Source organism: Nonomuraea rosea, assembly GCF_039539705.1.
Lineage (GTDB): Bacteria > Actinomycetota > Actinomycetes > Streptosporangiales > Streptosporangiaceae > Nonomuraea > Nonomuraea rosea.
In genome coordinates this window covers 112,025-134,287 of record NZ_BAABDQ010000004.1, presented here as the reverse complement: position 1 = coordinate 134,287, position 22,263 = coordinate 112,025, and the positions used below count along the sequence as shown (strand labels likewise).

22 protein-coding genes are annotated in these 22,263 nt (G+C 70.3%); 12 read left to right on the top strand and 10 right to left on the bottom strand.

Translation table 11 applies throughout. From position 1 onward, the window contains the following. Window positions 1–37: 37 nt before the first annotated feature. Window positions 38–604: a thymidylate synthase family protein gene (locus ABEA43_RS11630; protein WP_345561024.1), complete on the top strand. Its 567-nt coding sequence runs from the start codon at window positions 38–40 to the stop codon at window positions 602–604. Here the strand turns inward: ABEA43_RS11630 and ABEA43_RS11625 are convergent. Both ABEA43_RS11625 and ABEA43_RS11620 read right to left on the bottom strand, forming a co-directional pair. After that, complete coding sequence (locus tag ABEA43_RS11625; protein ID WP_345561022.1) at window positions 573–2,012, bottom strand: MFS transporter; 1,440 nt, start codon at window positions 2,010–2,012, stop codon at window positions 573–575. The genes ABEA43_RS11630 and ABEA43_RS11625 overlap by 32 nt on opposite strands. A 41-nt stretch (window positions 2,013–2,053) precedes the next feature. Next, window positions 2,054–2,782 (bottom strand): class I SAM-dependent methyltransferase, encoded by a 729-nt coding sequence (locus tag ABEA43_RS11620; protein WP_345561021.1) that lies wholly within the window; start codon window positions 2,780–2,782, stop codon window positions 2,054–2,056. Window positions 2,783–2,972: 190 nt separating this feature from the next. Here ABEA43_RS11620 and ABEA43_RS11615 point away from each other — a divergent pair, with 190 nt between their 5' ends. The 3 genes from ABEA43_RS11615 (at window position 2,973) to ABEA43_RS11605 (ending at window position 5,819) form a co-directional block, all read left to right on the top strand. Next, window positions 2,973–4,289 (top strand): LCP family protein, encoded by a 1,317-nt coding sequence (locus ABEA43_RS11615; RefSeq protein WP_345561019.1) that lies wholly within the window; start codon window positions 2,973–2,975, stop codon window positions 4,287–4,289. Between the two features lie 129 nt (window positions 4,290–4,418). Next, window positions 4,419–5,348 carry an ATP-binding protein gene (locus tag ABEA43_RS11610; RefSeq protein ID WP_345561018.1) on the top strand — a complete coding sequence of 310 codons (930 nt, stop codon included), beginning with the start codon at window positions 4,419–4,421 and terminating at the stop codon, window positions 5,346–5,348. Between the two features lie 84 nt (window positions 5,349–5,432). Continuing rightward, entirely contained in the window at window positions 5,433–5,819 is a 387-nt protein-coding gene (locus tag ABEA43_RS11605) for an SCO5389 family protein (RefSeq protein WP_345561017.1), read from the top strand. Window positions 5,820–5,860: 41 nt separating this feature from the next. Here the strand turns inward: ABEA43_RS11605 and ABEA43_RS11600 are convergent, their stop codons facing one another. From ABEA43_RS11600 to ABEA43_RS11590, 3 genes are read right to left on the bottom strand one after another with little or no spacing between them, the layout of a single operon-like run. Further along, the gene (locus tag ABEA43_RS11600; RefSeq protein WP_345561016.1) at window positions 5,861–6,856 is read right to left on the bottom strand and encodes an LLM class flavin-dependent oxidoreductase; all 996 of its coding nucleotides are present in this window, start codon (window positions 6,854–6,856) and stop codon (window positions 5,861–5,863) included. 41 nt (window positions 6,857–6,897) lie between these two features. After that, window positions 6,898–7,569: a ribonuclease HII gene (locus ABEA43_RS11595; protein WP_345561014.1), complete on the bottom strand. Its 672-nt coding sequence runs from the start codon at window positions 7,567–7,569 to the stop codon at window positions 6,898–6,900. 11 nt (window positions 7,570–7,580) lie between these two features. Further along, window positions 7,581–8,516 (bottom strand): LysR family transcriptional regulator, encoded by a 936-nt coding sequence (locus tag ABEA43_RS11590; protein ID WP_345561012.1) that lies wholly within the window; start codon window positions 8,514–8,516, stop codon window positions 7,581–7,583. A gap of 79 nt (window positions 8,517–8,595) precedes the next feature. On the opposite strand from ABEA43_RS11590, the gene ABEA43_RS11585 reads away from it, so the two are divergent. The 3 genes from ABEA43_RS11585 to ABEA43_RS11575 all read left to right on the top strand — a co-directional run bounded on the left by ABEA43_RS11585 (window position 8,596) and on the right by ABEA43_RS11575 (window position 13,974). Continuing rightward, on the top strand, window positions 8,596–9,882 hold the full coding sequence (locus ABEA43_RS11585) for a pyridoxal phosphate-dependent aminotransferase (protein ID WP_345561011.1): 1,287 nt from the start codon (window positions 8,596–8,598) through the stop codon (window positions 9,880–9,882). 142 nt (window positions 9,883–10,024) lie between these two features. Next, window positions 10,025–10,669 (top strand): GNAT family N-acetyltransferase, encoded by a 645-nt coding sequence (locus tag ABEA43_RS11580; RefSeq protein ID WP_345561010.1) that lies wholly within the window; start codon window positions 10,025–10,027, stop codon window positions 10,667–10,669. A gap of 257 nt (window positions 10,670–10,926) precedes the next feature. Then, on the top strand, window positions 10,927–13,974 hold the full coding sequence (locus ABEA43_RS11575; RefSeq protein ID WP_345561009.1) for an AfsR/SARP family transcriptional regulator: 3,048 nt from the start codon (window positions 10,927–10,929) through the stop codon (window positions 13,972–13,974). A 274-nt stretch (window positions 13,975–14,248) separates the two neighbouring features. Here ABEA43_RS11575 and ABEA43_RS11570 read toward each other — a convergent pair whose 3' ends face one another. Continuing rightward, the gene (locus tag ABEA43_RS11570; protein WP_345561008.1) at window positions 14,249–15,652 is read right to left on the bottom strand and encodes a DUF7059 domain-containing protein; all 1,404 of its coding nucleotides are present in this window, start codon (window positions 15,650–15,652) and stop codon (window positions 14,249–14,251) included. Window positions 15,653–15,803: 151 nt separating this feature from the next. Between ABEA43_RS11570 and ABEA43_RS11565 the strand changes: the two genes are divergently transcribed. Continuing rightward, entirely contained in the window at window positions 15,804–16,106 is a 303-nt protein-coding gene (locus ABEA43_RS11565) for a hypothetical protein (protein WP_345561006.1), read from the top strand. Window positions 16,107–16,118: 12 nt separating this feature from the next. Here the strand turns inward: ABEA43_RS11565 and ABEA43_RS11560 are convergent, their stop codons facing one another. The 3 genes from ABEA43_RS11560 to ABEA43_RS11550 all read right to left on the bottom strand — a co-directional run bounded on the left by ABEA43_RS11560 (window position 16,119) and on the right by ABEA43_RS11550 (window position 18,332). Beyond that, window positions 16,119–17,093, bottom strand: coding sequence for an NAD(P)-dependent oxidoreductase (locus tag ABEA43_RS11560; RefSeq protein WP_345561005.1), 975 nt, complete (start codon window positions 17,091–17,093; stop codon window positions 16,119–16,121). A 130-nt stretch (window positions 17,094–17,223) separates the two neighbouring features. Next, window positions 17,224–17,820, bottom strand: coding sequence for a TetR/AcrR family transcriptional regulator (locus ABEA43_RS11555; RefSeq protein ID WP_345561004.1), 597 nt, complete (start codon window positions 17,818–17,820; stop codon window positions 17,224–17,226). After that, window positions 17,817–18,332 (bottom strand): GNAT family N-acetyltransferase, encoded by a 516-nt coding sequence (locus tag ABEA43_RS11550; RefSeq protein ID WP_345561003.1) that lies wholly within the window; start codon window positions 18,330–18,332, stop codon window positions 17,817–17,819. Before ABEA43_RS11550 ends, ABEA43_RS11555 begins: the two co-directional genes overlap by 4 nt. Before the next feature lie 58 nt (window positions 18,333–18,390). Between ABEA43_RS11550 and ABEA43_RS11545 the strand changes: the two genes are divergently transcribed. The 4 genes from ABEA43_RS11545 to ABEA43_RS11530 all read left to right on the top strand — a co-directional run bounded on the left by ABEA43_RS11545 (window position 18,391) and on the right by ABEA43_RS11530 (window position 21,848). Beyond that, window positions 18,391–18,858: a winged helix-turn-helix transcriptional regulator gene (locus ABEA43_RS11545; RefSeq protein ID WP_345561001.1), complete on the top strand. Its 468-nt coding sequence runs from the start codon at window positions 18,391–18,393 to the stop codon at window positions 18,856–18,858. Between the two features lie 42 nt (window positions 18,859–18,900). Further along, window positions 18,901–19,731: an SURF1 family cytochrome oxidase biogenesis protein gene (locus ABEA43_RS11540; RefSeq protein WP_345560999.1), complete on the top strand. Its 831-nt coding sequence runs from the start codon at window positions 18,901–18,903 to the stop codon at window positions 19,729–19,731. Window position 19,732: 1 nt separating this feature from the next. Further along, window positions 19,733–20,485, top strand: coding sequence for a tyrosine-protein phosphatase (locus ABEA43_RS11535; protein WP_345560998.1), 753 nt, complete (start codon window positions 19,733–19,735; stop codon window positions 20,483–20,485). A gap of 166 nt (window positions 20,486–20,651) precedes the next feature. Then, complete coding sequence (locus ABEA43_RS11530; protein ID WP_345560997.1) at window positions 20,652–21,848, top strand: amidohydrolase family protein; 1,197 nt, start codon at window positions 20,652–20,654, stop codon at window positions 21,846–21,848. A 31-nt stretch (window positions 21,849–21,879) separates the two neighbouring features. On the opposite strand, the gene ABEA43_RS11525 is transcribed toward ABEA43_RS11530, so the two are convergent. Next, window positions 21,880–22,236 carry a YkvA family protein gene (locus ABEA43_RS11525; RefSeq protein WP_345560996.1) on the bottom strand — a complete coding sequence of 119 codons (357 nt, stop codon included), beginning with the start codon at window positions 22,234–22,236 and terminating at the stop codon, window positions 21,880–21,882. Window positions 22,237–22,263: the final 27 nt, after the last annotated feature.

Genomic DNA, 22,263 nt, shown 5'->3' with positions numbered 1-22,263 from the left:
TCGATGGGCGTCGTGTGGGGAGGCGTGGATCTGGTTGATGCGTCATGTCTGGTCGGCGGGCGTGATCGCCCTCGACGACCGCGGTCCCGTGATCGAGGGCCCGTCCGTGCTGTTCGAGATCGCGCGGGTCAGCAGGGACGACCCGATCATCGAGCGGTACGGCGACGCGGCCCTGCTGGAGCTGTACGGCAGGAAGTTCAGCGAGGACGTGATCGTGCCGCCGTTCAAGTACAGCTACGGGGCCCGGATCAAGGGCCAGCTCGCCTGGGTGGCCGACCTGCTGCGCGCGAAGCCGTACAGCAAGAGCGCGTGGATCTCGCTGACCACGCCGGGCGAGCCGCACGACGCGGTGCCCTGCCTGATCGGCGTGGCGTTCCGGATCAGGGAGGACGCTCTCGTCATGACGGCGACGTTCCGCTCCCAGAACGCCTACACCAGCTACCTCAACTACGTGCCGCTCGCGGACGTGCACGCGGGGATGGCGCGGAGCCTGCGGCTGCACCGCGGCCCGATGCGGGTGTTCGTGGACGTGCCGCACCTCTACCTGGCCGACAGCACCCGTGCGCTCGCGCTCATGCGGTCTTCGGCGCCTCGGCCGACGTGAGCGGCGCCGCGATCTCCTCCAGCCCCTTGCGCTCGGCCTTGACCCCGAAGAACAGCTCGACCAGGCCACCGGCGATCATCACGAGCGCACCGATGGTGAACGCCAGCGCCGTGTCCCCCGGCACCCCGGTCTCGACCAGCGAGGCGAAGATGAGCGGCCCGGCGATGCCGCCCGCGCCCGTGCCGATCGCGAAGAAGAACGCGATGGCCATCGCCCTGGTCTCCATCGGGAAGATCTCGCTGACGGTCAGGTAGGCGGAGCTGGCCCCGGCCGAGGCCACGAACAGCACCGCGCACCAGCAGGCGGTCAGCGTGACCGCGGTGAGCACGCCCTGGTTGAACAGCCAGGCCGTGCCCAGCAACAGCGCTCCCGAGCCGATGTAGGTGGCCGAGATCATCGGCACCCGGCCCACGGTGTCGAAGAGGTGGCCGAGCAGCAGCGGGCCGAGGAAGTTGCCGACCGCGATCACCGCGAAGTAGTAGCCCGTGTGCGTGTCGATGTTGTAGAAGGTGGACAGGATCTGCGCGTACCCGAAGGTGATGGCGTTGTAGAGGAACGCCTGCCCGATGAAGAGCGACAGCCCGAGCACCGTCCGCTTGGGATAGAGCGCGACCATCGTGTGCGCGATCCGGACGAACCCGATCGACTTGCGCTGGTGGACGGTCGTCGACCCCGACGGCTCCGGCAGGTCCTGGCCGATCTGCCGCTCGATGTCGCCGACGATCTCCTCGGCCTCCCGCTCCCTGCCGTGGATGAACAGCCAGCGCGGGCTCTCCGGCACGTGCCTGCGTACGAGCAGGATGGCCAGGCCCAGCACCACGCCGAGGCCGAACGCGACGCGCCAGCCGATGTTCACCGGCAGGTCGTTCAGCAGGGGCACGGTCAGCAGCGCACCGCCGGCCGCGCCGAGCCAGTAGCTGCCGTTGATGATGATGTCGATGCGGCCCCGGTGCCGGCTCGGGATGAGCTCGTCGATGGCCGAGTTGATGGCCGCGTACTCGCCGCCGATCCCGAACCCCGTGATGAACCTGAACAGCAGGAACCACCACGCGCTGAACGAGAAGGCCGTCATCAGCGTCGCCGCCAGATAGACGACCAGCGTGATGAGGAACAGCTTCTTCCTGCCGAACTTGTCGGTCAGCCAGCCGAAGAACAGCGCCCCCGTGCACGCGCCCGCCACGTAGAGCGCCGCCGCCACACCCGCGACCTGCGCCTGGGTGATGTCCAGGCCACTGCCCGGCTTGGCCAGCTGCGCGGACAGGTTGCCGACGATGGTGACCTCGAGCCCGTCGAGGATCCAGACCGTGCCGAGCCCGACGACGATCATCCAGTGCCACCGGGACCACGGCAGCCGATCCAGCCGGGCCGGCACTTTCGTGGTGATCGTGCCGGTTTCCACGTCGCTCATAAGGTCATCTCGATACCCGCCGAGCGTGTGGCAAACGTTGCCTACCCGGCAGGCTTCCTGACTTCCAGGAGCGTCGTGCCGAACCACGGGCCGCCGTACCAGAACCGCCAGCCCAGGTCGCGCCGCCTGATGTCGATCACACCGAGCTCCCGCAACACCGACTCGTACGCCGGTGTGTGCTGGAAGTCGGCGACCAGCATCAGCCCGCCGGGCCGCAGCACCCGGTGCGCCTCACGGACGGCCCGCGCGCGCCCTTCGTCGTCGGAGATGTTGTGGATGGCCAGGCTGGACACCACCACGTCGAACGCGTCGTCGTCGAGCGGCAGGTCGCGCATGTCGCCCGTCACCAGCTCGACCCGCTCGGAGACGCCTTCCGCCTCGGCGTTCGCCCTGGTCACCGGCTCGCCGTTGCCCGACTGGTCCTTCGAGCGCCACAGGTCCACGCCGGTCGCCCGGCCCTCCTCCAGCTTCTGGGCGGCGAGCAGCAGCACCGCGCCCCTGCCGCAGCCGAGGTCGAGCAGCCGTTCGTCGCCCGCCAGCCGGTCGAGCTCCTCCGCCCAGACCACGAACTTGCCGCGTCTGGTGGTGTAGACGTAGCTGGCCGCGCTGGCCAGCGTGTAGAGAGCGCCGCCCAGGAAGGCGATGCCGGCGGGCTGAATGTCCAGGTTGAAAGCGGCCGCCGCCAGGGCCAGCAGGACGAGCGCTCCGAAGAGCAAACCGGTCAGGGCCCACGGTGCGTCGAATCCGTAGCTGCCGTGTCGCTTGCGCACACTCACGTTATATCTCAAGGTGGTATTGACTGGGAATTGACCAAACCCTTCCCCTTCGCACCGTCAATCACGCATCACCCATTACTAAGGTGGCTTGGATGGGCACGCAATGGGGGTTCGACCAGGCATGACAGGGAAAGTACGCGGATTCGGCCTGGGCGCCAGCATCGCACTGACACTGTGTTCGGCCATGCTGTGGGGAGTCGCGCACCTGGCCGCCGAGCGCCGTAAGACCGGTCTGGCGCTGATGGCCGCGTACGTCCTGATGCTGGCGGGCGTGCTCACCGTGTTCACCGCGTTCAGCGCCAATCTCCTGTCGCTCGCGGTCCAGCCGCGCTGGCTCACCGTGCTGACCGTCGCGCTGGTGGTGATCGCGCTCGCCTGGACCGGCGTGATCGTCTGGTCCTTCCTCCTCGTACGCCCCGACCGCTCCGACACCGTCGGCCGCTTCCTGACCACGACCCTGGCCGTGGCGCTCTGCGCGCTCGTCCTGGCCCCCACGGCCTACGCCACCAGGCTCGCCTACCTGTCGCGCGACGTCGTCAACAGCCTGTTCCCCGCCACCACCGGCAGCAGCCCCGTCGTGGCCCAGGACCCGTTCAACGGCGCCGACCGGGTCAACTTCCTGCTCCTCGGCGCGGACGCGGCCCCGGGCCGGCCCGGGGTGCGTACCGACAGCATGACCGTGGCCAGCGTGGACACCGAGACCGGCGCGACCGTCCTGTTCGGCCTTCCGCGCAACCTGCAGCAGGTCCAGCTCCCCGAGGGGCCCGCCAAGGCCCGCTTCCCCTACGGGTTCACCGGCAGCGGCCCCGGCACCCCCGGACTGCTCAACGAGGTCTTCCAGTACGCCGAGGACAACCCGGACATGGTGCCCGGCGTCGAACGCGGCAAGCGCGGCCCGGCCCTGCTCAAGCAGACCATCAGCGACATACTCGGCATCACCGTGGACCACTACGCCATGGTGGACATGAAGGGCTTCGCGGAGATCATCGACGCCATGGGCGGCGTGAAGGTCACCATCAAGGAGCCCATCGTGTACGGCCGCCACCGCGAGGGCCTGCTCGCCGCCGGCACCCGCAAGCTGTCCGGCCAGGAAGCGCTCTGGTACGGCCGCTCCCGCACCGACAGCGACGACTACGTCCGCATGGGCCGCCAGAAGTGCCTGCTCAACGCCGTCGCCAAGCAGGCCGACCCGATGACCGTGCTCAACAGCTTCGAACGGCTGGCCGCCGCCACGAAGCGCGCCATCTCCACCGACCTTCCGCAGAACCTCCTGCCCGCCGTCGTGGACCTGTCGCAGAAGGTGAAGAGCGCGAAGATCCGCAGCCTCAGCTTCGTACCGCCGCTGATCACCACCGCCGACCCCGACTGGTACCTCATCCGGCGCAAGGTCTCGCAGGCCCTGGACGAGCAGTCCGCGGCCAAGCCTGCCACCGCCGCCCACACCCCGGCGGAGACGCAGAGCCCGGACGACCCGGTCAACCTCGACGCCACCTGCGGCTGAGCACTCTCACCACCAGGCCGCGCCGGCGGCCGCTCCCGGCGCGCGCCGAATCGCCATCACCTGTGCACGGAGTGTGGCATGATGGTGCCACCCAAACGGAAACGATTTTCATACTCACTGGGAGTGCACGTGAGAGTGGCATTCGTCGGCAAGGGCGGCAGCGGCAAGACGACGATGTCGGCGCTGTTCGCCAGGCACGTGGCGAACCAGGGCGGGCCGGTGGTCGCCATGGACGCCGACATCAACCAGCACCTGGCCCTCGTGCTCGGCCTCGACCGCCAGCCCGAGCCGCTCGGGGCGCACCTCACCGAGATCAAGGACCGGCTGCGCGGGTCCAATCCGCGCATCCCCTCCGCCGAGTCCATGGTCAAGACCACCCCGCCCGGCCGCGGCTCCACCCTGCTGAGCTTCGACGACCTGGCCGCCGACCCGTGGGCGCTCACCACGCCCGACGGCCTGCGCCTGCTGGCCACGGGCCCGTTCAGCGAGGACGACCTCGGCGTGGCCTGCTACCACTCCAAGGTCGGCGCGGTGGAGCTGCTGCTCAACCACCTGATCGACGGCCCCGCCGAATACGTCGTGGTGGACATGACCGCCGGGGCCGACTCCTTCGCCTCCGGCCTGTTCACCCGCTTCGATCTGACCTTCCTCGTCGCCGAGCCGACCAGGCAGGGCGTCAGCGTCTACCGGCAGTACCGCGACTACGCCGCCAAGTACGGCGTCGCGCTCGCCGTGGTCGGCAACAAGGTCCACGGCCCGTCGGACGTCGACTTCCTGCGCGAGCACGTAGGTGACGACCTGCTCACCTGGATGGAGCACTCGACGGCCGTGCGCGCCATGGAGCAGGGCCGCCACTTCACCCTCGACGACCTGGAGCCGGCCAACGCCGACGCGCTGTCCGTTCTCCGCAAAACCCTCGATGAGCAGGAGAAGGACTGGGCGCGCTTCGGCCGCCAGGCGGTCGAGTTCCACCTGCGCAACGCCCATGCGTGGGGCAACGACCGGACCGGTTCCGACCTCTCCGAGCAGATCGACCCGGAGTTCGTCTTCGGACCATGACCACATGACTGTCCCCCTTCGGCCATGGAACGTCCCTTTGTCTCGACTTAGCGTCAAAAATGATCCCTTTCGAGAGGAGACAGCATGTCGCTGACCGTTCCGAACGATCTGCTCGACCAGGCCAGGGTGGGTGACGTGGACGACGCGGCGTTCCTCGCGTGCGTCCGCGACTCACTGCCCTACGCGTGGTCGCTGATCAGCGAGCTGGTCAAGCAGCGCGAGCACAGCGGAGCCGAGTTCGCCGACAACCACGTGCCGCCGCCTTCCGAGGAGGCCCGCGGCCAGCTCCTGCGCTGCCTGGCGAGCGACTCGATGCGCGGCGCGCTGGAGCGCCACTACCAGGTACGGCTGGCCTTCCAGAACTGCCACCGGGTCGCGGTCTTCGATCCGGCGGCCACCGAAGCGCTGCGCGACTTCGTCACGCCGAGAGCGCAGATCCTCAACCAGAAACCGGAGCTGGTGGACTGCTGAACCGCGTCCGGCGAGCCGGCCCGCCCGGCTCGCCGGACCTCTCACCTGGCCAGCAACGGCAGCACCTCAGCACCAAATCGCCGTATGTTCTCCAAAACGCGCTGGTGCTCCCCGATCCCCTCAACCATCACAATAAAATGCTCAATTCCGGTGATTTCCGCCGTACGCAGCAGCGTTTCCGCACAATGCTCGGCTGACCCGACCGGGTGAATCTGGGTCAACATATCCACATATTCCTGGATATTTCGTGTAGGCCGGGCCCGATCGTCCACCGGCACATATCCGGCCAGCCCCGGCCCGAGCCACGCGGGCATCGATTCCCTGAGCTCCCGCACCGCCTGAGCCGTCGAATCGGCCACATAGGCAACCCCCGCGGCCACATGCCCGGTGGGTCCCCCGGACCCCTCGTACACCGCTCCCCGGTACGCCGCCACCATCGCCGCCTTCTCCACGTCGCCGACGTGCATGCCGAGCAGCATCGGCAACCCCCGCGCCGCCGCCAGCCGCACGGTCGGCCCGGACGTGCACGCGACCACGGGCCGCAGCCGCGCCTCCGGCACCAGCCGGACCTCCCTGAACCGGAAGAACTCCCCCGCAGCCGCCACCCCGCCGCCGCCGGACAGCGCATCGAGCAGGACGTCGAGCGACTCCCCGAACCCCCGCTCGAACCGCTCCAGCCCCGTCCCGAACACCTCCAGGTCCAGCCACGGCCCGCCCCTCCCGACCCCGAGCGTGAACCGCCCGCCGGACAGGTGGTGCAGCATCGCCGCCTGCTCGGCCAGCGCCACGGGATGCTGGGTGGACAACACGCTCACCGCCGTGCCCAGCCCGATGCGCGTGGTCCGGCCGGCGGCCACGGCCGCCAGCGTCGTGGCCGACGGGCACACGCCATAAGACATGAAATGGTGCTCGGCTATCCAGGCGTCATCGAATCCCGCCTTCTCCGCCGCCACGACGAGGTCAACAGCTTCGCTGAGCACCCGTCCCGATTCCCGGCCGGGAAAACGCGCCGCGATGACAAAGACGCCGATCCGCATTCAACCGATGATGGCCGAGCGGAGTCGCCCGCCGAGCCCGTTCATCCGAAAAGGCTGGCCTGGCCTTCGCCCGCCAGCGGGTCGCGGTGCAGCTTCAGGTGCCGCCACCGCGGCAGGTCGTCCAGATAGGACCAGGAGAGCCGGTGATGCGGCGTGGGGCCCAGCCGGGCGAGGGCCTCCTGGTGCAGGGGCGAGGGATAGCCGGCGTTCTCCGCGAAGCCGTAGTCGTCGCAGCCGATCGTCCCCATGTAGGCGTCGCGCCGCACCTTGGCCAGGACGGACGCGGCCGCGACCGAGATGCTCGCCGAGTCCCCCTTGACCTCCAGCCGGACCGGCCACGGGGGGCCGATGTAGTCGTGCTTGCCGTCCAGGATCAGCGCGTCGGGCCGTACCGGCAGCGCCTCCAGCGCCCGCCTGGCGGCCCTGCGCAGGGCCTCGGTCATGCCGAGCGCGTCGATCTCCGCGTGCGTCGCCTCGCCGAAGCCCGCGCCCGCCACCCAGGAGGCCAGCTCCTCGGCGAGAGGCCCGCGCCGGGCGGCGGAGACCTGCTTGGAGTCGGTCAGTCCGGCCGGCGGCGCCGACAGGTCGGTGACGACGGCGCAGACCGTGACGGGGCCCGCCCATGCGCCGCGGCCCACCTCGTCGATGCCCGCCACCGTCCTGGTGCTCGGCTGGGAGAGCAGGAGGTGCTCGATGTCGTACGTCGGCGCCATAGGCGCACACGTTAGCGGTCTGCCGGAGTCACCGGCTCCAGGTCGGCGGCGATGTAGCGGGCGGCCACGTGGATGGCGCGCAGCGTCACCGAGACCGAGGGCCGGTGCACGCTGGAGCCGCGGGCGACGGCGTGCACCTCGCGCCCGACCGGCTCGCCGGGGAACTGGCGCACGGCCAGGCCGCGCACGCCGGCCGCGAGCGCGAGCGCGGGCACGGCGGCGATGCCGATGCCCTTGGCGACCAGCGACAGAATGGTCCCCAGCCCCTCGAACTCCCACGGCGTCGGCCGCGTCCCGCCCACGTCCACGAAGAGCCGGTCCACCGCGAGCCGCGAGGGCTCGCCGTCGGGCGTCGCCATCCACGGCTCGTCACGCAGCTCCCGCAGGTCCAGCGGCACCTCGGGATCGGCCAGGCGGTGCTTGCGCGGCACGACCAGCACCAGCGGGTCCTTCAGCAGCCGGAACACCCGCAGGCTCTCGCTGTCGCGCACCCTGCCGTACCAGTCGTCGACGAGCGCGATGTCCACCTCGCCCGACTGCACCTCCCGCATGCCGCGCCCGGAGCGGCTCTGCCCCAGCCGCAGCGTCAGCTCCGTGTGGCGGCGCAGCGAGCGCGCCAGCGCGGGCGCGAACGCCACGGCCGCCGTCGGGAAGGCGGTGACCACGACCCGCCCCGCGGGGGTCCCCGCATGGGCCGAGAGGTCGGATTCGGCCTCCTCGACCATTGACAGGATGCGCTCCGCATGGGCGACCAGGCGGCGCCCCGCGTCGGTCAATTCGGCGCTGCGCGCCGTCCTGTCGATCAGGGCGGTGCCGGTCTCGCGTTCGAGCGCCACGAGCTGCTGGGAAACGGCCGACGGGCTGTAGCCGAGCGACTCGGCCGCCGCCGCGATGCTGCCCCGGCGGGCAAATTCGCAGATCAGCACCAAACGCCGCAATTCGAGCATCAGACTTCCTTATGCCTACCCACACTAAGCCTCGCTTGTCGTGATGCCTTCATCCAACCACGCTGGGAACGTGACAACCATGAGTGTGACCCTGTCCGCCACCTTGGCGGCCAACGAGGACATCGAACGAAGACGACGCGCCGGGGAGCGCGTGCTGCACCTGGCCTTCGGTGAGGCCGGTCTGCCCGTCCACCCGGCGCTGCGCGACAAGCTGGCAGCCGCATCAGAGCGCAACGGCTACGGGCCGGTCGCGGGGGCGTCCGGACTCCGGGATGCGGCAGCGGGCTACTGGACACGACGGGGGCTCGTCACCGACCCCGAGCTGGTCGTCTGCGGGCCTGGCAGCAAGCCGCTGCTGTACGGCCTGATCCTGGCGATCGGCGGAGACATCGTCTTGCCCATGCCCAGCTGGGTCAGCTATGCCGCGCAGGCCGATCTCGTGGGCTCGCGTCCCATCCTGGTGCCCGCACCGCCAGGAGAGGGTGGAGTGCCCGACCCGGACCTGGTCGCCGCCGCCGTGCGGCATGCCAGGGCCGACGGCAGGACCGTGAGCTCGGTCCTGGTGACGCTGCCCGACAATCCGACGGGACGGCTCGCCAGACCCGAGACCGTACGCCGGCTCGCGGAGGTCGCCAGAGAGCTCGACCTGACGATCATCTCTGACGAGATCTACCGCGATCTGATGCACGACCCGGCGGTTCCGTACACCTCGCCTGCCGACGTCGCGCCCGAGCGCACGGTGATCACCACCGGGCTGAGCAAGAGCCTGGCACTGGGCGGCTGGCGGATCGGCGTGGCCAGGCTGCCCGAAGGCGCCCATGCGCTGCGCCGGCAACTGCTCGCGGTGGCCAGCGAGATCTGGTCGGCGCCCGCGGCGCCCATCCAGGAGGCCGCCGTGTACGCCTTCGGCGATCCGCACGAGCTGACCGACCGCATCGAGCGCAGCCGGCGGTTGCACGGGACGGTCGCGCGGGCCGTACACGAGCGGTTCGCCGAGATCGGGGCCTCCGTGCCCGTCCCGCAAGGCGGTTTCTACCTCTATCCCGACCTGAGCCATCTGCGTCTCGGCGGCTCCGCCGAGATCACCAAGATCCTTCTGGAGGAACACGGCATCGGCGTCCTGCCGGGACACGCCTTCGGCGACGATCCCTCGGCGGCCAGGGTCCGGGTCGCGGTGAGCCTGCTCTACGGAGAGACCACCGAGGAGCGGCTGACCGCTCTGACCAGCCCCGACCCCCTCGGCCTGCCCTGGATCGCGGCCAATCTCGACTACCTGTCCGAGGGCCTGAGCCGGCTGGCGCCGGTGCGAAGCCATACGGTGCGTGAACGACGTCCGGCGCTCGTTCCGACGCCGTGTCACGGTTAGGCGAATCTTTCCCCAAGAGCGGGTTTACCATCCCCCAAAAGGGGCCTCTGACCTGCTGAAATGCTCTGTTTGCAAAAACCGGCAAAACATGAGCCTGACTGCCTGGTTACGTGCACGCAACCGTTGGCTCCATCATGTGCACATGCCCGCTCTTGTCACCCTGGCCGGGCGCTCCGTGCGCCTGGAACCTCTCAGCCTCGTGGCACTTGACGACCTCGTCGCCGCGGCGAGTGAAGACCGCTCCACCTACACCTTCACTCGTGTCCCGAGCACTCGGGACGAGATGGCCTCCTATGTGGAGGCCGCCCTGGCTGAGCAGGCGGAGGGCCGTTCGATGCCCTTCGCCATCCGGTGGCTGAACACCGACCGCGTGGTCGGTGCCACCCGTCTCATGCACCTGGAGTACTGGCAGGGCCCCATGCCCTGGCCGCCGGGTACACGTGGCGCGGTGGGCGACATTCCGTCCGTGGCCGACATCGGTTACACCTGGCTGGGCGCCGGCGCCCAGGGCACGGGAGTCAACCGGGAGAGCAAATATCTGCTGCTCTCGCACGCCTTCGAGACGTGGAACGTCCATCGCATCACCCTGAAGGCAGATGTACGCAACACCAGATCCCGGGCCGCCATCGAGGCCCTCGGCGCACACTTCGACGGGGTGCGGCGAGCGGACAGCCGAGGCGCCGACAACACGGTCCGAGATACCGCGTTCTACTCGATCCTCAACTCTGAATGGCCGCTCGTACGAGATCGGCTGCTCATGAGACTGGGCCTGGTCGAGGCCGCCTGACCACCGTCCGCTGATGGCCCCGCCCAACTTTTCCGGGCGGGGCCCGTATTTTTCCGGCTCTGTCTCCGCTCTACATGACACACGCCCCCGCGGTGAGTGTCATGACCCAGCCGACCAACAGCATCCAGGGGCGCGCTCGACACCTGATTGACGGCGGATCAACGCTTCGGTTAACGATCAGCCCACATCTAGGTGACGAGCAACGATGGATCTATCATTTGGTAACAAATCGTTCCATTGGCTTGGAGACAGACGGCATGGCTGGTCAGAGCGTTGAAGGCGGGCTGCGGTTCGCCGTGCTCGGTCCTGTCCGCGCGTGGCGCGATGGCCGCGAACTCGACCTGGGCACCCCCCTGCAGCGTTCCATCCTCGGCATGCTGCTGCTGCGTGAGGGCCACGCGGTCACCCCCAACGAGATGATCGACGCCGTCTGGGGCGAGGAAGCGCCGCCACGCGCGCTCGGCGCGCTGCGCACGTACGTCTCCAGGCTCCGTACGGTGCTCGAACCCGACAGGCCCGCCCGCTCGCGCCCCGAGCTGCTCACCTCCATCGGCAGGGGCTACGCGCTGCGCCTGCCCGACGACGCGCTCGACCTGGCCCGCTTCGAACGCGGCCGCCAGCAGGCCGAGGCGGCGCGCAAGGCGGGCCGGCTGACCGACGCCGCGCGCGCTCTGCGGGCCGCGCTCGCGCTGTTCGAGGGCGAGCCGCTGGCCGGCACCGTCGGCCCCTACTCCGAGCACCAGCGCGACCGGCTGATCGAGCACCGCATCGGCGTCATCGAGACGCTCATGGACCTCGACCTGGAGCTGGGCAACCACGCGGCGATCGTGTCCGAGCTGATCGCGCTCACCGCCGACCACCCGCTGCGCGAGCGGCTGCGGGCCCAGCTCATGCTCGCCCTCTACCGGTGCGGGCGGCAGGGCGACGCACTCAACGTGTTCACCGAGACGCGCGAGGCGCTGATCGACGAGCTGGGCATCGAGCCCGGCGCCGAGCTGGCCGCGCTGCACCAGCGCATCCTGGCCGCCGACCCCACGCTGGCCGCCGCCGAGCAGCCCGCGGAGGAGCCGGTCGAGGCCGAGGAGCCGGCGCCGGCCATGGAGCTGCCGCGCCCCGCGCAGCTTCCCGCCGCGGCCAGCGACTTCACCGGCCGCAAGGAGATCGCCGGCCGGCTCCGCACGCTGCTGTCGGCCCATTCGTCCCCGCAGTCCTCGCACGAGGGCGTGCCGGTGGCGGCGATCTCCGGCATCGGCGGCGTGGGCAAGACCGCGCTGGCCGTGCACGTGGCCCACCTGTCCGACGACGTCTTCCCCGACGGCCAGCTCTACGCGGACCTGCGCGGCTACACCGGCGAGGCGACCGCGCCGGAGTCGGCGCTCGGCGCGTTCCTGCGGGCGCTCGGCATCCCGCCCGACGTGATTCCCGACGGGTTGCCGGAACGCTCCGCGCTCTTCCGCTCGATCCTCGCCGACCGCCGCATCCTCGTGCTGCTCGACAACGCCCGCGACGCCGAGCAGGTCATCCCGCTGCTCCCCGGCTCGGCCGGCTGCGCGGCCATCGTCACCAGCCGGGTCAAGCTGGCCGACCTCCCCTCCGCGCGGCTGATCGACCTCGACGTGATGGAGCCGGGCGAGGCGCTGTCGCTGTTCGCCGCCGTGGCCGGGGCCGAGCGTGTGTCGGCCGAGCACGGCGCGGCCATGGACGTGGTGGCCGCCTGCGGGTTCCTGCCGCTGGCCGTACGTATCGTGGCCGCCAGGCTCGCCGCGCGGCCCTCGTGGACCGTCGCCTCGCTCGTGCCCAAGCTGGCCGACGAGCAGCGCCGCCTCGACGAGCTGCGCGTGGGCAACCTGGCCGTCGAGGCCACGTTCGCGCTCGGCTACGGGCAGCTCGAAGCCGGCCAGGCCCGCGCGTTCCGGCTGCTCTCGCTCCCGAACGGGCCCGACATCTCCTCGGGCGCCGCGGCCGCCGTGCTGTCGATGAGCGCGCTGGAGGCCGACTCCATGCTGGAGTCCCTCGTGGACGCGAGCCTGCTCGAAGCGCCCGGTCCCGGCCGCTACCGCTTCCATGACCTGCTCAAGCTGTTCGCCAGGCGGACGCTGGAGAAGACCGAGCGGCCCCAGGCCAGGACGATGGCGCTGCGCCGGCTGCTCGGCTTCTACCTGGCCTCGGCCCAGTCGGCGCACCGGCTGGCCTACGAAGGCAGCATGATCTCCGACAACCTCGTGACGGTCGGCAGCGGGCGCACGTTCGGCTCCGCCGACGAGGCCGTGGCGTGGCTGATCGCCGAGGGCGACTCGCTGTTCGCGGCCATCAACCAGGCCGCCGCCTCCGCCCGTACCGGTGAGCAGTTGCTGCCCGCGGCCGACCTGCTGGTGGCGATGGAGCCGCTGCTGGAGTCGGGCACGCACACGCGCGAGTTCGACCAGAGCACGCGGGCCGCGCTGGCCGCCGCGCAGGACATCGGCGACGAGGGCGGCGAGCTGCGCGCCCGGTACGTGCTCGGCCGGGTGCTGTTCGCCGGCAACCGGCTGACCGAGGCCGAGCACCAGTTCAGGATCGTCCACGAGCTGTCGGAGGCCCGCTCGGAGATGGTCGTCACCGGTGAGGTGCTCAACGCGCTGGCCGTGGTCGTCGGCCGCCAGCGCCGCCACACCGAGGCGCTGGCCTGGTTCGACGCGGGGATGCGGTTCTACCGCAAGAACGGCGTGCCGGCCGGCGAGGCGCTGGTCCTCAGCTACTCGGCCCGCGACCACCTGGGTCTCGGCCGTCCGGAGGACGCGATCGCGGCGGCGGAGAAGGGGCTGGCCATCTTCACCGAGATCGGCAGCGGCGCCGGCACCGCCCGTGCCCGCTATCACCTCGGGATCGTCCTGTCCCGGGTCGGCCGGCTCAACGAGGCCGTGCACCACCACGCCGAGTGCCTGGCCTTCTTCCGGTCCAGCAAGCAGCGGGTCTGGGAGCAGCGGGTGTGCTCCAGGCTGGCCGAGACGTTCATCGCCGCCGAACGCTATCCCGAGGCCGTCCGCCACGCCGAGCAGGCGCTGGTGGTCTCCAGGGAGATCGGCCACCCGTACGGCGAGGCGCTCTCGCTCACCGTGCTGGGCAAGGCGCTGCGCGGGCTCGGCAGCGCGGGGAGGAGCGCGGACTGTCTACGGCAGGCCTTCGACATCTTCTCCACGCTGGGCGCGCCGGAGGCCGGTGACCTCAAGGTCCTGCTCGACGGCATCCCCGCCGCCGTGGGCGACGCCATCACTGGCGATCTCACCGGCGGCGGCACTGTCGCTGGGTCCGTCGTCGAGTCCTGAGTACAGCTCGTCGTCCAGACGTGTCATCCACACATGGTTGATCAAGGCTGTCCTTAGGGAGTCACGATTCCTCGTGATCGATTCGGTTCAGCCCGGCCGGTCGTCCTTTGCCGCCACGCTTCGCTAGGGGGCCCGGTTATCCGGATGCTCCGCGTAGCGGCTAGCCGCCTCACATAAAGACGACCGGCCAGACCTGACACGGCCCTCGAACCCCCCAGGTCCGTGTCGTGTTAAGAGACTCCACCCAAGGTGTCAACGTCCAATCAACGGCTGATTAAAGGAGGAAGTAGCCCTCGGCGATCAAGGGCCTGACCGCGTCAGAGTTGGGAATCTCGCCGCCGCCGACCAGCTCCGCGATCACGTTGAGGAGCGGTCCGAGCGCCAGTTCGCCGTCGCAGACGCCCGCCAGCGCGGCCTCCACCGTGCCGACCTCCCTGCTGCGGCGCAGCCCCTGCGTCTGCCGCAGGACGATGCGGATGGGGTCTTCCCCTCCCGGCAGGCCGATCCGCTCGTCCAGCAACCCTTCCGCGGTACGCAAGAGCGCTCCGTCGAGCCCGCCGGCCCGGTGCGCGGAGGCGATGGCCTCGATCACGGAGTCGACGTAGTCGCCGACCGGGAGCGCCACCTGGTGGGCGAGGTGCTCCACGCGGACGACCGGGTCGAGCGTGCCCGAGTTGTGCATCGTGATCCAGCCGAACCCGACGCCCTCGACCTTGCGCTCGTCGAACCAGGCCAGCCAGCGGTCGTAGTGCTCGGTGTAGCTCCTGGTGCCCTGCTCGGCCGCGTCCTTGAGCCAGAGCTCGACGTATTCGGCCGGATCCTGCACGTCGCGCTGCACCACCCAGGCGTCGCAGCCGGTCTCGCTCAGCCAGCCGCCGACGCGGTCGTGCCAGTCCTCGCCCTCGACGTGCAGCCAGTTGGCCAGGAAGTGGGCCTGGCCGCCCGCGTTGAGGTGGCGGGGCGTCCGGCGGACGAGGTCGCGGCAGAAGCTGTCGCCGTCGCCGCCCGATTCGCGATATGTCAGCTTCTGGTCGCGGGCGGGCGCGATCACGAACGGCGGATTGCTCACGATCAGGTCGAACAGCTCGTCCTCGACCGGCTCGAACATGGACCCCGTACGCGCCTCGACGCCCGAGACGCCGGACAGCTCCCAGCTCAGCCTGGCCAGCTCCAGGGCCCGCGGGTTGAGGTCGGTGGCCACGATCGCCGCCGCCCGGCCGGCCAGGTGCAGCACCTGCACGCCGCAGCCGGTGCCGAGGTCGAGCGCGCGCGCGACGGGGCGGCGGGTGACGAGCTGGGCCAGGTTGGCCGAGGCGCCGCCGGCCCCGACGACGTGATCCGGCCGCAGCGCGGGGTCACCGGGCCGCACCTTGCGGTCGGAGACCAGGTAGCCGCCGGTCTCCCAGGGCTGCAGGTGCACCGTCGCGCGCACCTCGTCGCCGTCCGCCGTGACCAGGCCCGAGCCGAGGATCTCCGCGGGGAGTGTCTTGGCCGGCACGGGCACGCCCAGCCACCACAGCCTGATCAGCAGTGCCAGCGGATCGCCGTCGGCGGTGGCGCGCAGAGCCGGCACCAGCTCCTCGCGGGCCAGGGCGGAGGCCGCCATGCTGCCCAGGCGCTCTCTGACGCCGTCGATCGTGTAGCCGGTTTCGAGGAGGTGCTGGCGCAGTCGTTCCACGAGCCCATCCTTTCACCGCGGACTCCCACGCATGATCTGATACCGACAGTGCCCATACTGTTACTTAGGTACCCAAGCATTCTGCAAGCGGTGGACAAGTGGCGAGCGGTATCTCTAGGGGTGTCACCACGTCCTTCCGAGGAGCGGACCCATGCTGATCCCCTGCTTGGCCTGCGAGTCCCGGTTCAGGCCCGACGAATACTTCAGCGCCTGCTCCGACTACAACCGCGGCATGGACCTGGTGTCATGGACCTGCCCGCGCTGCGGCAACCGCGATGATCTGCGCGTTCTGCCGGGCGAGCTGGGGTTCGGCTATCCGCATCGTGGCCGGTTCGACGTGCACGACCGGGTACGCGTGCCCGGGCTGCGCAGGCAGCGCGGCGACCTGCGGCTGGACATCTCCCTCGACAGGGCGAGCTGGCACGTCCACACCCGCCTCCGCCAGCCGGCCTGACCGGCTCGGCTCCTACGCCGATCCGGCGAGCGGCATCACCGGCACGTACGCATGGGCCGGCTCCTCGCCGCGCAGCAGCCGCCCGATGTCCGCCACCAGCGTCTCGGCCAGCTCCTCCTGGCTCTCCCCTGTGGCCTCGCCCAGACGGGGAGTCAGCACCACGTTCGGCAGGCTGGTCAGGGGATGGGCCGGATCGAGCCATTCGCCCTCGAAGTGGTCGAGCCCCGCGCCGCCCACCTGCCCCCAGCGCAGCGCGTCGACCAGCGCCGTCAGGTCGTGCAGCGCCCCGCGTGAGGTGTTGAGGTAGATCGAGCCGGGCCGCATCGCCCCGAACTCGACGTAGCCGAAGAAGCCCCGCGTCTCCGCGGTCAGCGGCACGTGCAACGACACCACGTCCGACTCCGCCAGCAGCGCGGGCAGGGTGTGCGTGGCCTCGGGCACGAACGGGTCGCAGGCGATCACCTGCATGCCCAGCCCCTCGCACCGCCAGCGCATGGCCCTGCCGACGCGGCCGAGGCCCACGATGCCGAACGTCCTGCCGGTCAGCCGCCTGCCGCGATGCCGCTGCGCGGGCGGCATCCTGTCGTGGTAGGCGCGCCCTCCGCGTACTTCCCTGTCGGCGGTGACGATGTTCCTGCTGACCGCGAACATCAGCGCCAGCGTCAGCTCGGCGACCGCCTCGGCGTCACGGTCGGGGGCGTGCAGGACGGTCACCCCGCGCTCGGCGGCCAGCGCCAGGTCGACGCTCGTCGGCGGCCCCATGACGGCCACGATGTCCAGGTGCAGGCCGAGCACCGACGTGCGCACCTGGTCGCCGTCGGTGATGAGCACGGTCGCGCCGGTCCCGATGATCAGGTCGGCGAGCTGCTCGTCGGTGAAGCCGAGGCTTGGACGTGCGGGAACCTCGGCCAGCTCGGCGATCTCGCCCAGACGGGCGAGCGCGCTCTCCGGCAAGGCGGGCAGCACCAGCGCCCGAGGTCGTCTCACATGTGGACAATAACACCACAGACGGTGGCCAGATCATTGCTCCCCGCACAGGTGCGGCAACGCCCCCTGACCTGCGGGAAGGCAGGTCAGCCACCTACTCCGGCACCAACTCAGTTGCCTACCCGGCCGCCTACTCGGTGCCCTGGCGCAGGCTCTGCCAGGCCGCCTCGCCGAGCCCCTTGATCTCCTCCTCCGTCGGCGTGTGCGCCCCCGCGAACCACAGCCGGCACATCTCCTGCGCGGGCCCCAGCCACAGCACGTAGCACATGGTCGCGTGCACCGGCTGAAGCTGGCCGTTCTTCATGTGCGGCCGCCACCAGTCGGAAACCTGGCGGAAGAAGGTACGGCGCTGCTCGGCCACCTCCGCGCCGCCCGGCTCCTGCTTGCGCGGCGGCCGTTCGCTGATCAGCAGTCTGGCCCGCTCCGGATGCTCGCCCGCCCACCGCATGTGGAAGGCGACGACCGCCTCGATCCCGTCGCGCGCCTCCTCATGGCCTACCAGCTCGGCGAGGAACGCGTTCTGGTACGCGATCAATATCTCGGCGTACAGCACGCCGAAGACGTGCTCTTTGCTGGCGAAGTGGTGGTAGAAGCTGCCGACGCTGACGCCGCTCTCCTCGCGGAGACTGGCCAGCGTGGTGGCCGACACCCCGTCCTGGCTGAACCGGCGGAGTGCGCCCTCGATGATGCGCGTACGGCCGTCGCGTCCGTTCTTGACACTCTTCACAATGTCAATGGTGTGCCACCAGAACGTTGTTCCGCAAATAACCCGGCCTGATCGATCATAGCGGTCACCTCCACCGACCCGGATGAGACCTTCATCTCGGCGTCCGGCCAGATCCTGCGGATGAGCCTGAGCACCCGCCGGTTCTCCCCCAGCACGTCCATCCCCACGGTCTTCGCACCCCGTACGACGGCCCGCAGCAGCAGCGTGTCGATCAGCCGCGGCCCGAGCCCGAACCCCTGCCACTGGTCGGCCACCACCACCGCGATCTCCACGTCCGTGCACCCGCCCTTGAAGCTCATGGCGTGACCGACGATCTCGCCGCCCTCGGCGGTCGCGACGAGCCCGTCACGGCGCTCGTCCACCGCGAGCAGCGTGCGGACCAGGCCGGCGGCCGGGGTGGTGATGCCGGTGAAGAAGCGCAGCGTCTGTGTGTGCAGCGAGAGCCCGGTCAGGAATCGTCTGATCCGTTCCTCGTCCTCCGGACGGACCGGGCGGATCTGAGTTCCGTGCATAGACTCAGCGTGCACCTCACATCTGAGTCTGTCAATTGAACTCAGGTATACTGAGGGGATGAGCTTTCCCTTCCGGGTGAACAACTGCTCGATCGAGCGCACCCTGGACATCGTCGGGGAGAAGTGGACTTTCCTCGTGCTGCGCGAGGCGTTCAGCGGCGTGCGGCGGTTCGCGGACATGCAGGCGATCACCGGCGCCCCCCGCCAGGTGCTCAGCGCGCGCCTGGCCCGGCTGGTCGACGAGGGGCTGCTGCGCAAGGAGCCCTATCGCGAGCCGGGGCAGCGCCAGCGCGACGAATACCGGCTCACGGAGAAGGGCCGTGACCTCTATCCGCTGCTGGTCGCGCTCATGCACTGGGGCGACAAGCACCTGACGGGCGAGGAGGGGGCGCCCGTGCTGCTCACCCACCGCGACTGCGGCGCCCCCATCGAGCAGCACTTCCGCTGCGCGGCCGGCCACGACGTGCCGGGTCCGCGCGAGGTCACCCCGGTGCCGGGCGACGGCGCCGAGCTCAGGAGCGCCTGAGTAGATAAGTCGGGTGAGGCGCGTGAAGGAGCACGGGGGTCGGTGCCTACCCTTGAAGGCGTGTACCGGTTCCTGCTGACGCCCCGATGGCTGTCGCTCCACGTGGTGGTGCTGCTGGTCATCCCCGCTTTCGTGTTCCTCGGGCGGTGGCAGTTCGGGCGGTTCGAAGAGCGCTCCGCCAACAGTGACCGGGTCACCGCCAACATCGAGGCCGGGCCGGTGCCGCTGGAGCGGCTGGCGGGCCCGGGGCGGCAGGTCCGGCAGGACGACCGGTTCAGGACCGTGACGGTGGCCGGCACGTACGACCCGTCCCACGCCCTCCTCGTACGCCGCCGCCCCCAGGCCGGGATGCCCGGCTACTACGTGCTGACCCCCTTGGTCACCGGTCCCGGCACGGCCGTGATCGTGAACAGGGGCTGGGTCAAGGCGGGCGCCACGGCCGACACCGCGCCCGAGGTGCCCCCTCCGCCCACCGGGCAGATAACTGTCACCGGTCGGCTACGCCCCAGCGAGACCGAGGCGTCCAGCGGCATCCGCGAGCGGTCCGGGCTGCCGGCCGGCCAGGTGCTCCTCATCAACCCCGCCACGATCGGCGAAGGGCTCCCGTACCAGCTCGTGGGCGGCTACGTCGAGCTGACCGAGCAGCAGCCCAAGCCCGTTGCGGCGCCCGAGCCGGTGCCCGCGCCGGACGTCGGCTCCGGGGGCGGGCTCAACCTGGCCTACGGGGTCCAGTGGTGGCTGTTCATCGGGATCGCGATCGGCGGCTGGATCCTGCTGATCCGGCGCGAGGTGGCCGAGCGGAAGGCTCAGGAGTCCCCTCATGCCTCCTCCGGCGACGTCGTGTCCGAGGAGGCCGGGACCGTCGCCAATTAAGGTGTGGAGCGTGCTCCGCCACATTGAGTTCACGAACCTGTGTAATTTTCGCGACGTAGGTGGATATGCCACCAGGGACGGGCGGACCGTCCAGTGGCAGCGGCTCTATCGGGCCGACTCCTTGGGCTGGCTGGCCGGTGACGACCTGCCGGCCTTCCGCGCGCTGCGCGTGCGCACGGTCATCGATCTGCGCCACCCGTACGAGGTGGAGAGGGGCGGACGGGTCCCCGAGAGCGAAGGACAGCTCTACCAGAACCTGCCCATCGAGGGCCGCCGCTGGGAGGTCGCCGCCTTCAGCGAGGAGGCGGGCATCGGCCGATACCTGGCCGACCGCTATCTGGAGGTGACCGAGGACGGCGTCGCGAACCTCAGGACCGCCCTGGAGACCATCGCGCTGGCCGACAACGCGCCGGTCGTCATCCACTGCGCGGCCGGCAAAGACCGCACCGGGGTGCTCGCCGCGCTGATCCTGTCGCTGACGGGCGTGGGCGAGGACGACATCGTGGCCGACTACGCGCTCACCGGGCTGGCCACCGACCGCTTCATCCGCGACTGGCGCAGGAGACACCCCGACGCGCCGCTGTGGCCGGGCTTCGGCCTGGCCCCCGCCGAGGCCATGCGGTACTTCCTCACCGACCTGACCGCGCGGCACGGCTCCATCGAGAAGTACGTCACCCACGTGCTCAGGCTCCCGCAGGAGGCGATCGCCGAACTTCGCCGCCATCTGCTGACTGAACCGCTTCCGGAGGGGTAGTGGGTCGCCGGGCCCGTGTTGGGTACCACCCCTCGACAAGCGGGCCCGTTCCATACCCGGGATCGCCACATCCCCCTCCCGGCGATCCCGGGTCTGAAAATCTCGGATACCCAACGGATACGTCGCAGCTTGTTCGACGTTATCCCGCCGTCGTACGGTTACACGCGTGACTACGCCGCTGCTCCCCGACCCGGATCCGAGGCGGCGCGACTACGTGATCATCTCCGCCGACGATCACCTGATCGAGCCGCCCGACCTTTTCGAGGGCCGCTTGCCGGAGAAATATGCCGAGGTCGCGCCCAAGGTCGTGGAGACGGAGGCGGGTCACCAGGTCTGGCGCTACGGCGGGGCCACCTACCCGTGCGCCGGCATCGACGTGGGCGCGGGGCTGCCGCGCGAGCAATGGACGCTGGAGCCGGTCAGGTTCGAGCAGATGCGCCCGGGCTGCCACGACATCGAGGCCCGCATCGAGGACATGGACGTCGCCGGCATCTGGGCCGCGCTCTGCTTCCCCGGCATGCTGGCCGGGCAGTCGGGCATGCCGTTCGCCAGGACCCGCGACCAAGAGCTCGGCCTGGCCCTGGTCAAGGCATGGAACGACTGGCACATCGACGTCTGGGCGGGCACCTACCCGGAGCGGATCATCGGCCTGCAGCTCCCGTGGCTGCCCGATCCCGACGTCGCCGCCAAGGAGATCCGCGCCAACGCCGCCAGGGGCTTCAAGGCCGTCGTGTTCCCCGAGTTCCCGACCCGGCTCCGGCTGCCGTCGATCCACTCGGGCCACTGGGACCCGTTCTTCGCCGCCTGCGAGGAGACCGGCACGGTCGTCGCGCTGCACACCGGCGACTCGTCCTGGTCCCCTGTGCCCTCGCCCGACACGCCCATCGAGGCCATCACCACGCTGATGCCGACCAGCGCCATGTTCGCCTGCGCCGACTGGCTCTGGTCGGGGCTGCCGCTGCGCTTCCCGGCGCTGCGCATCCTTATCGTGGAGGGCAGCGTGGGCTGGCTGCCCATGCTGGCCGAGCGCGCCGACTACGCCCTCGACCACCCGGTCGCCGGCGAGGCGGCCTGGGAGGGCGGGCTCAAGCCCAGCGAGGTGCTGCGCCGCAACTTCTTCTTCGGCACGCTCGACGACCACGCGCTGTCGGGGGTGCGGCTCGCGGTCGGCCTCGACCACGTGCTGCAGGAGAGCGGCTACCCGCACTCCGACTCGACCTGGCCGGACACCCAGAAGTCCGTGGCGCGCAACCTCGGCACGCTCCCGCCCGCCGACATCGCCAGGGTCGCGTACGGCAACGCCGCCCGCCTGTTCGGGCACCCGCTGCCGTCGCGCGCCTGGCTGCGGATGGAGGAGATCTGAGCCGCCTTCCCGGGGAGACCCCGGGAAGGATCTAGGCCTGCTCCAGCCCTTCGGTCCTGCCCTGGATGATGCTGCGCTCATGCTGGACGTAGCGCCCGCTCTCGCCGAGCAGCGCGGCCGCCAGCCACAGGAACACCCCGAAGTCGTCGGCCACGCCGATCAGCACCAGGAAATCGGGCACGACGTCGATCGGCGACAGGATGTAGACCACGCCGAGCCCGAGCAGGGCCAGCTTGCTCTTGCCCATGCCCGCGTACTGTCCGCGCATGACCGCGCCGACCATCCGCGGGATCGCCCGCACCCTGGTCATCAAGCCAGGCGTGCCAGGCTTGGTCACTTCGCGGTACGTACGCCACGCCGCCGCTGCCCGTGCTGACTTCGCCATCATGAGAAACCCCCTACCCCCGACTTCTCA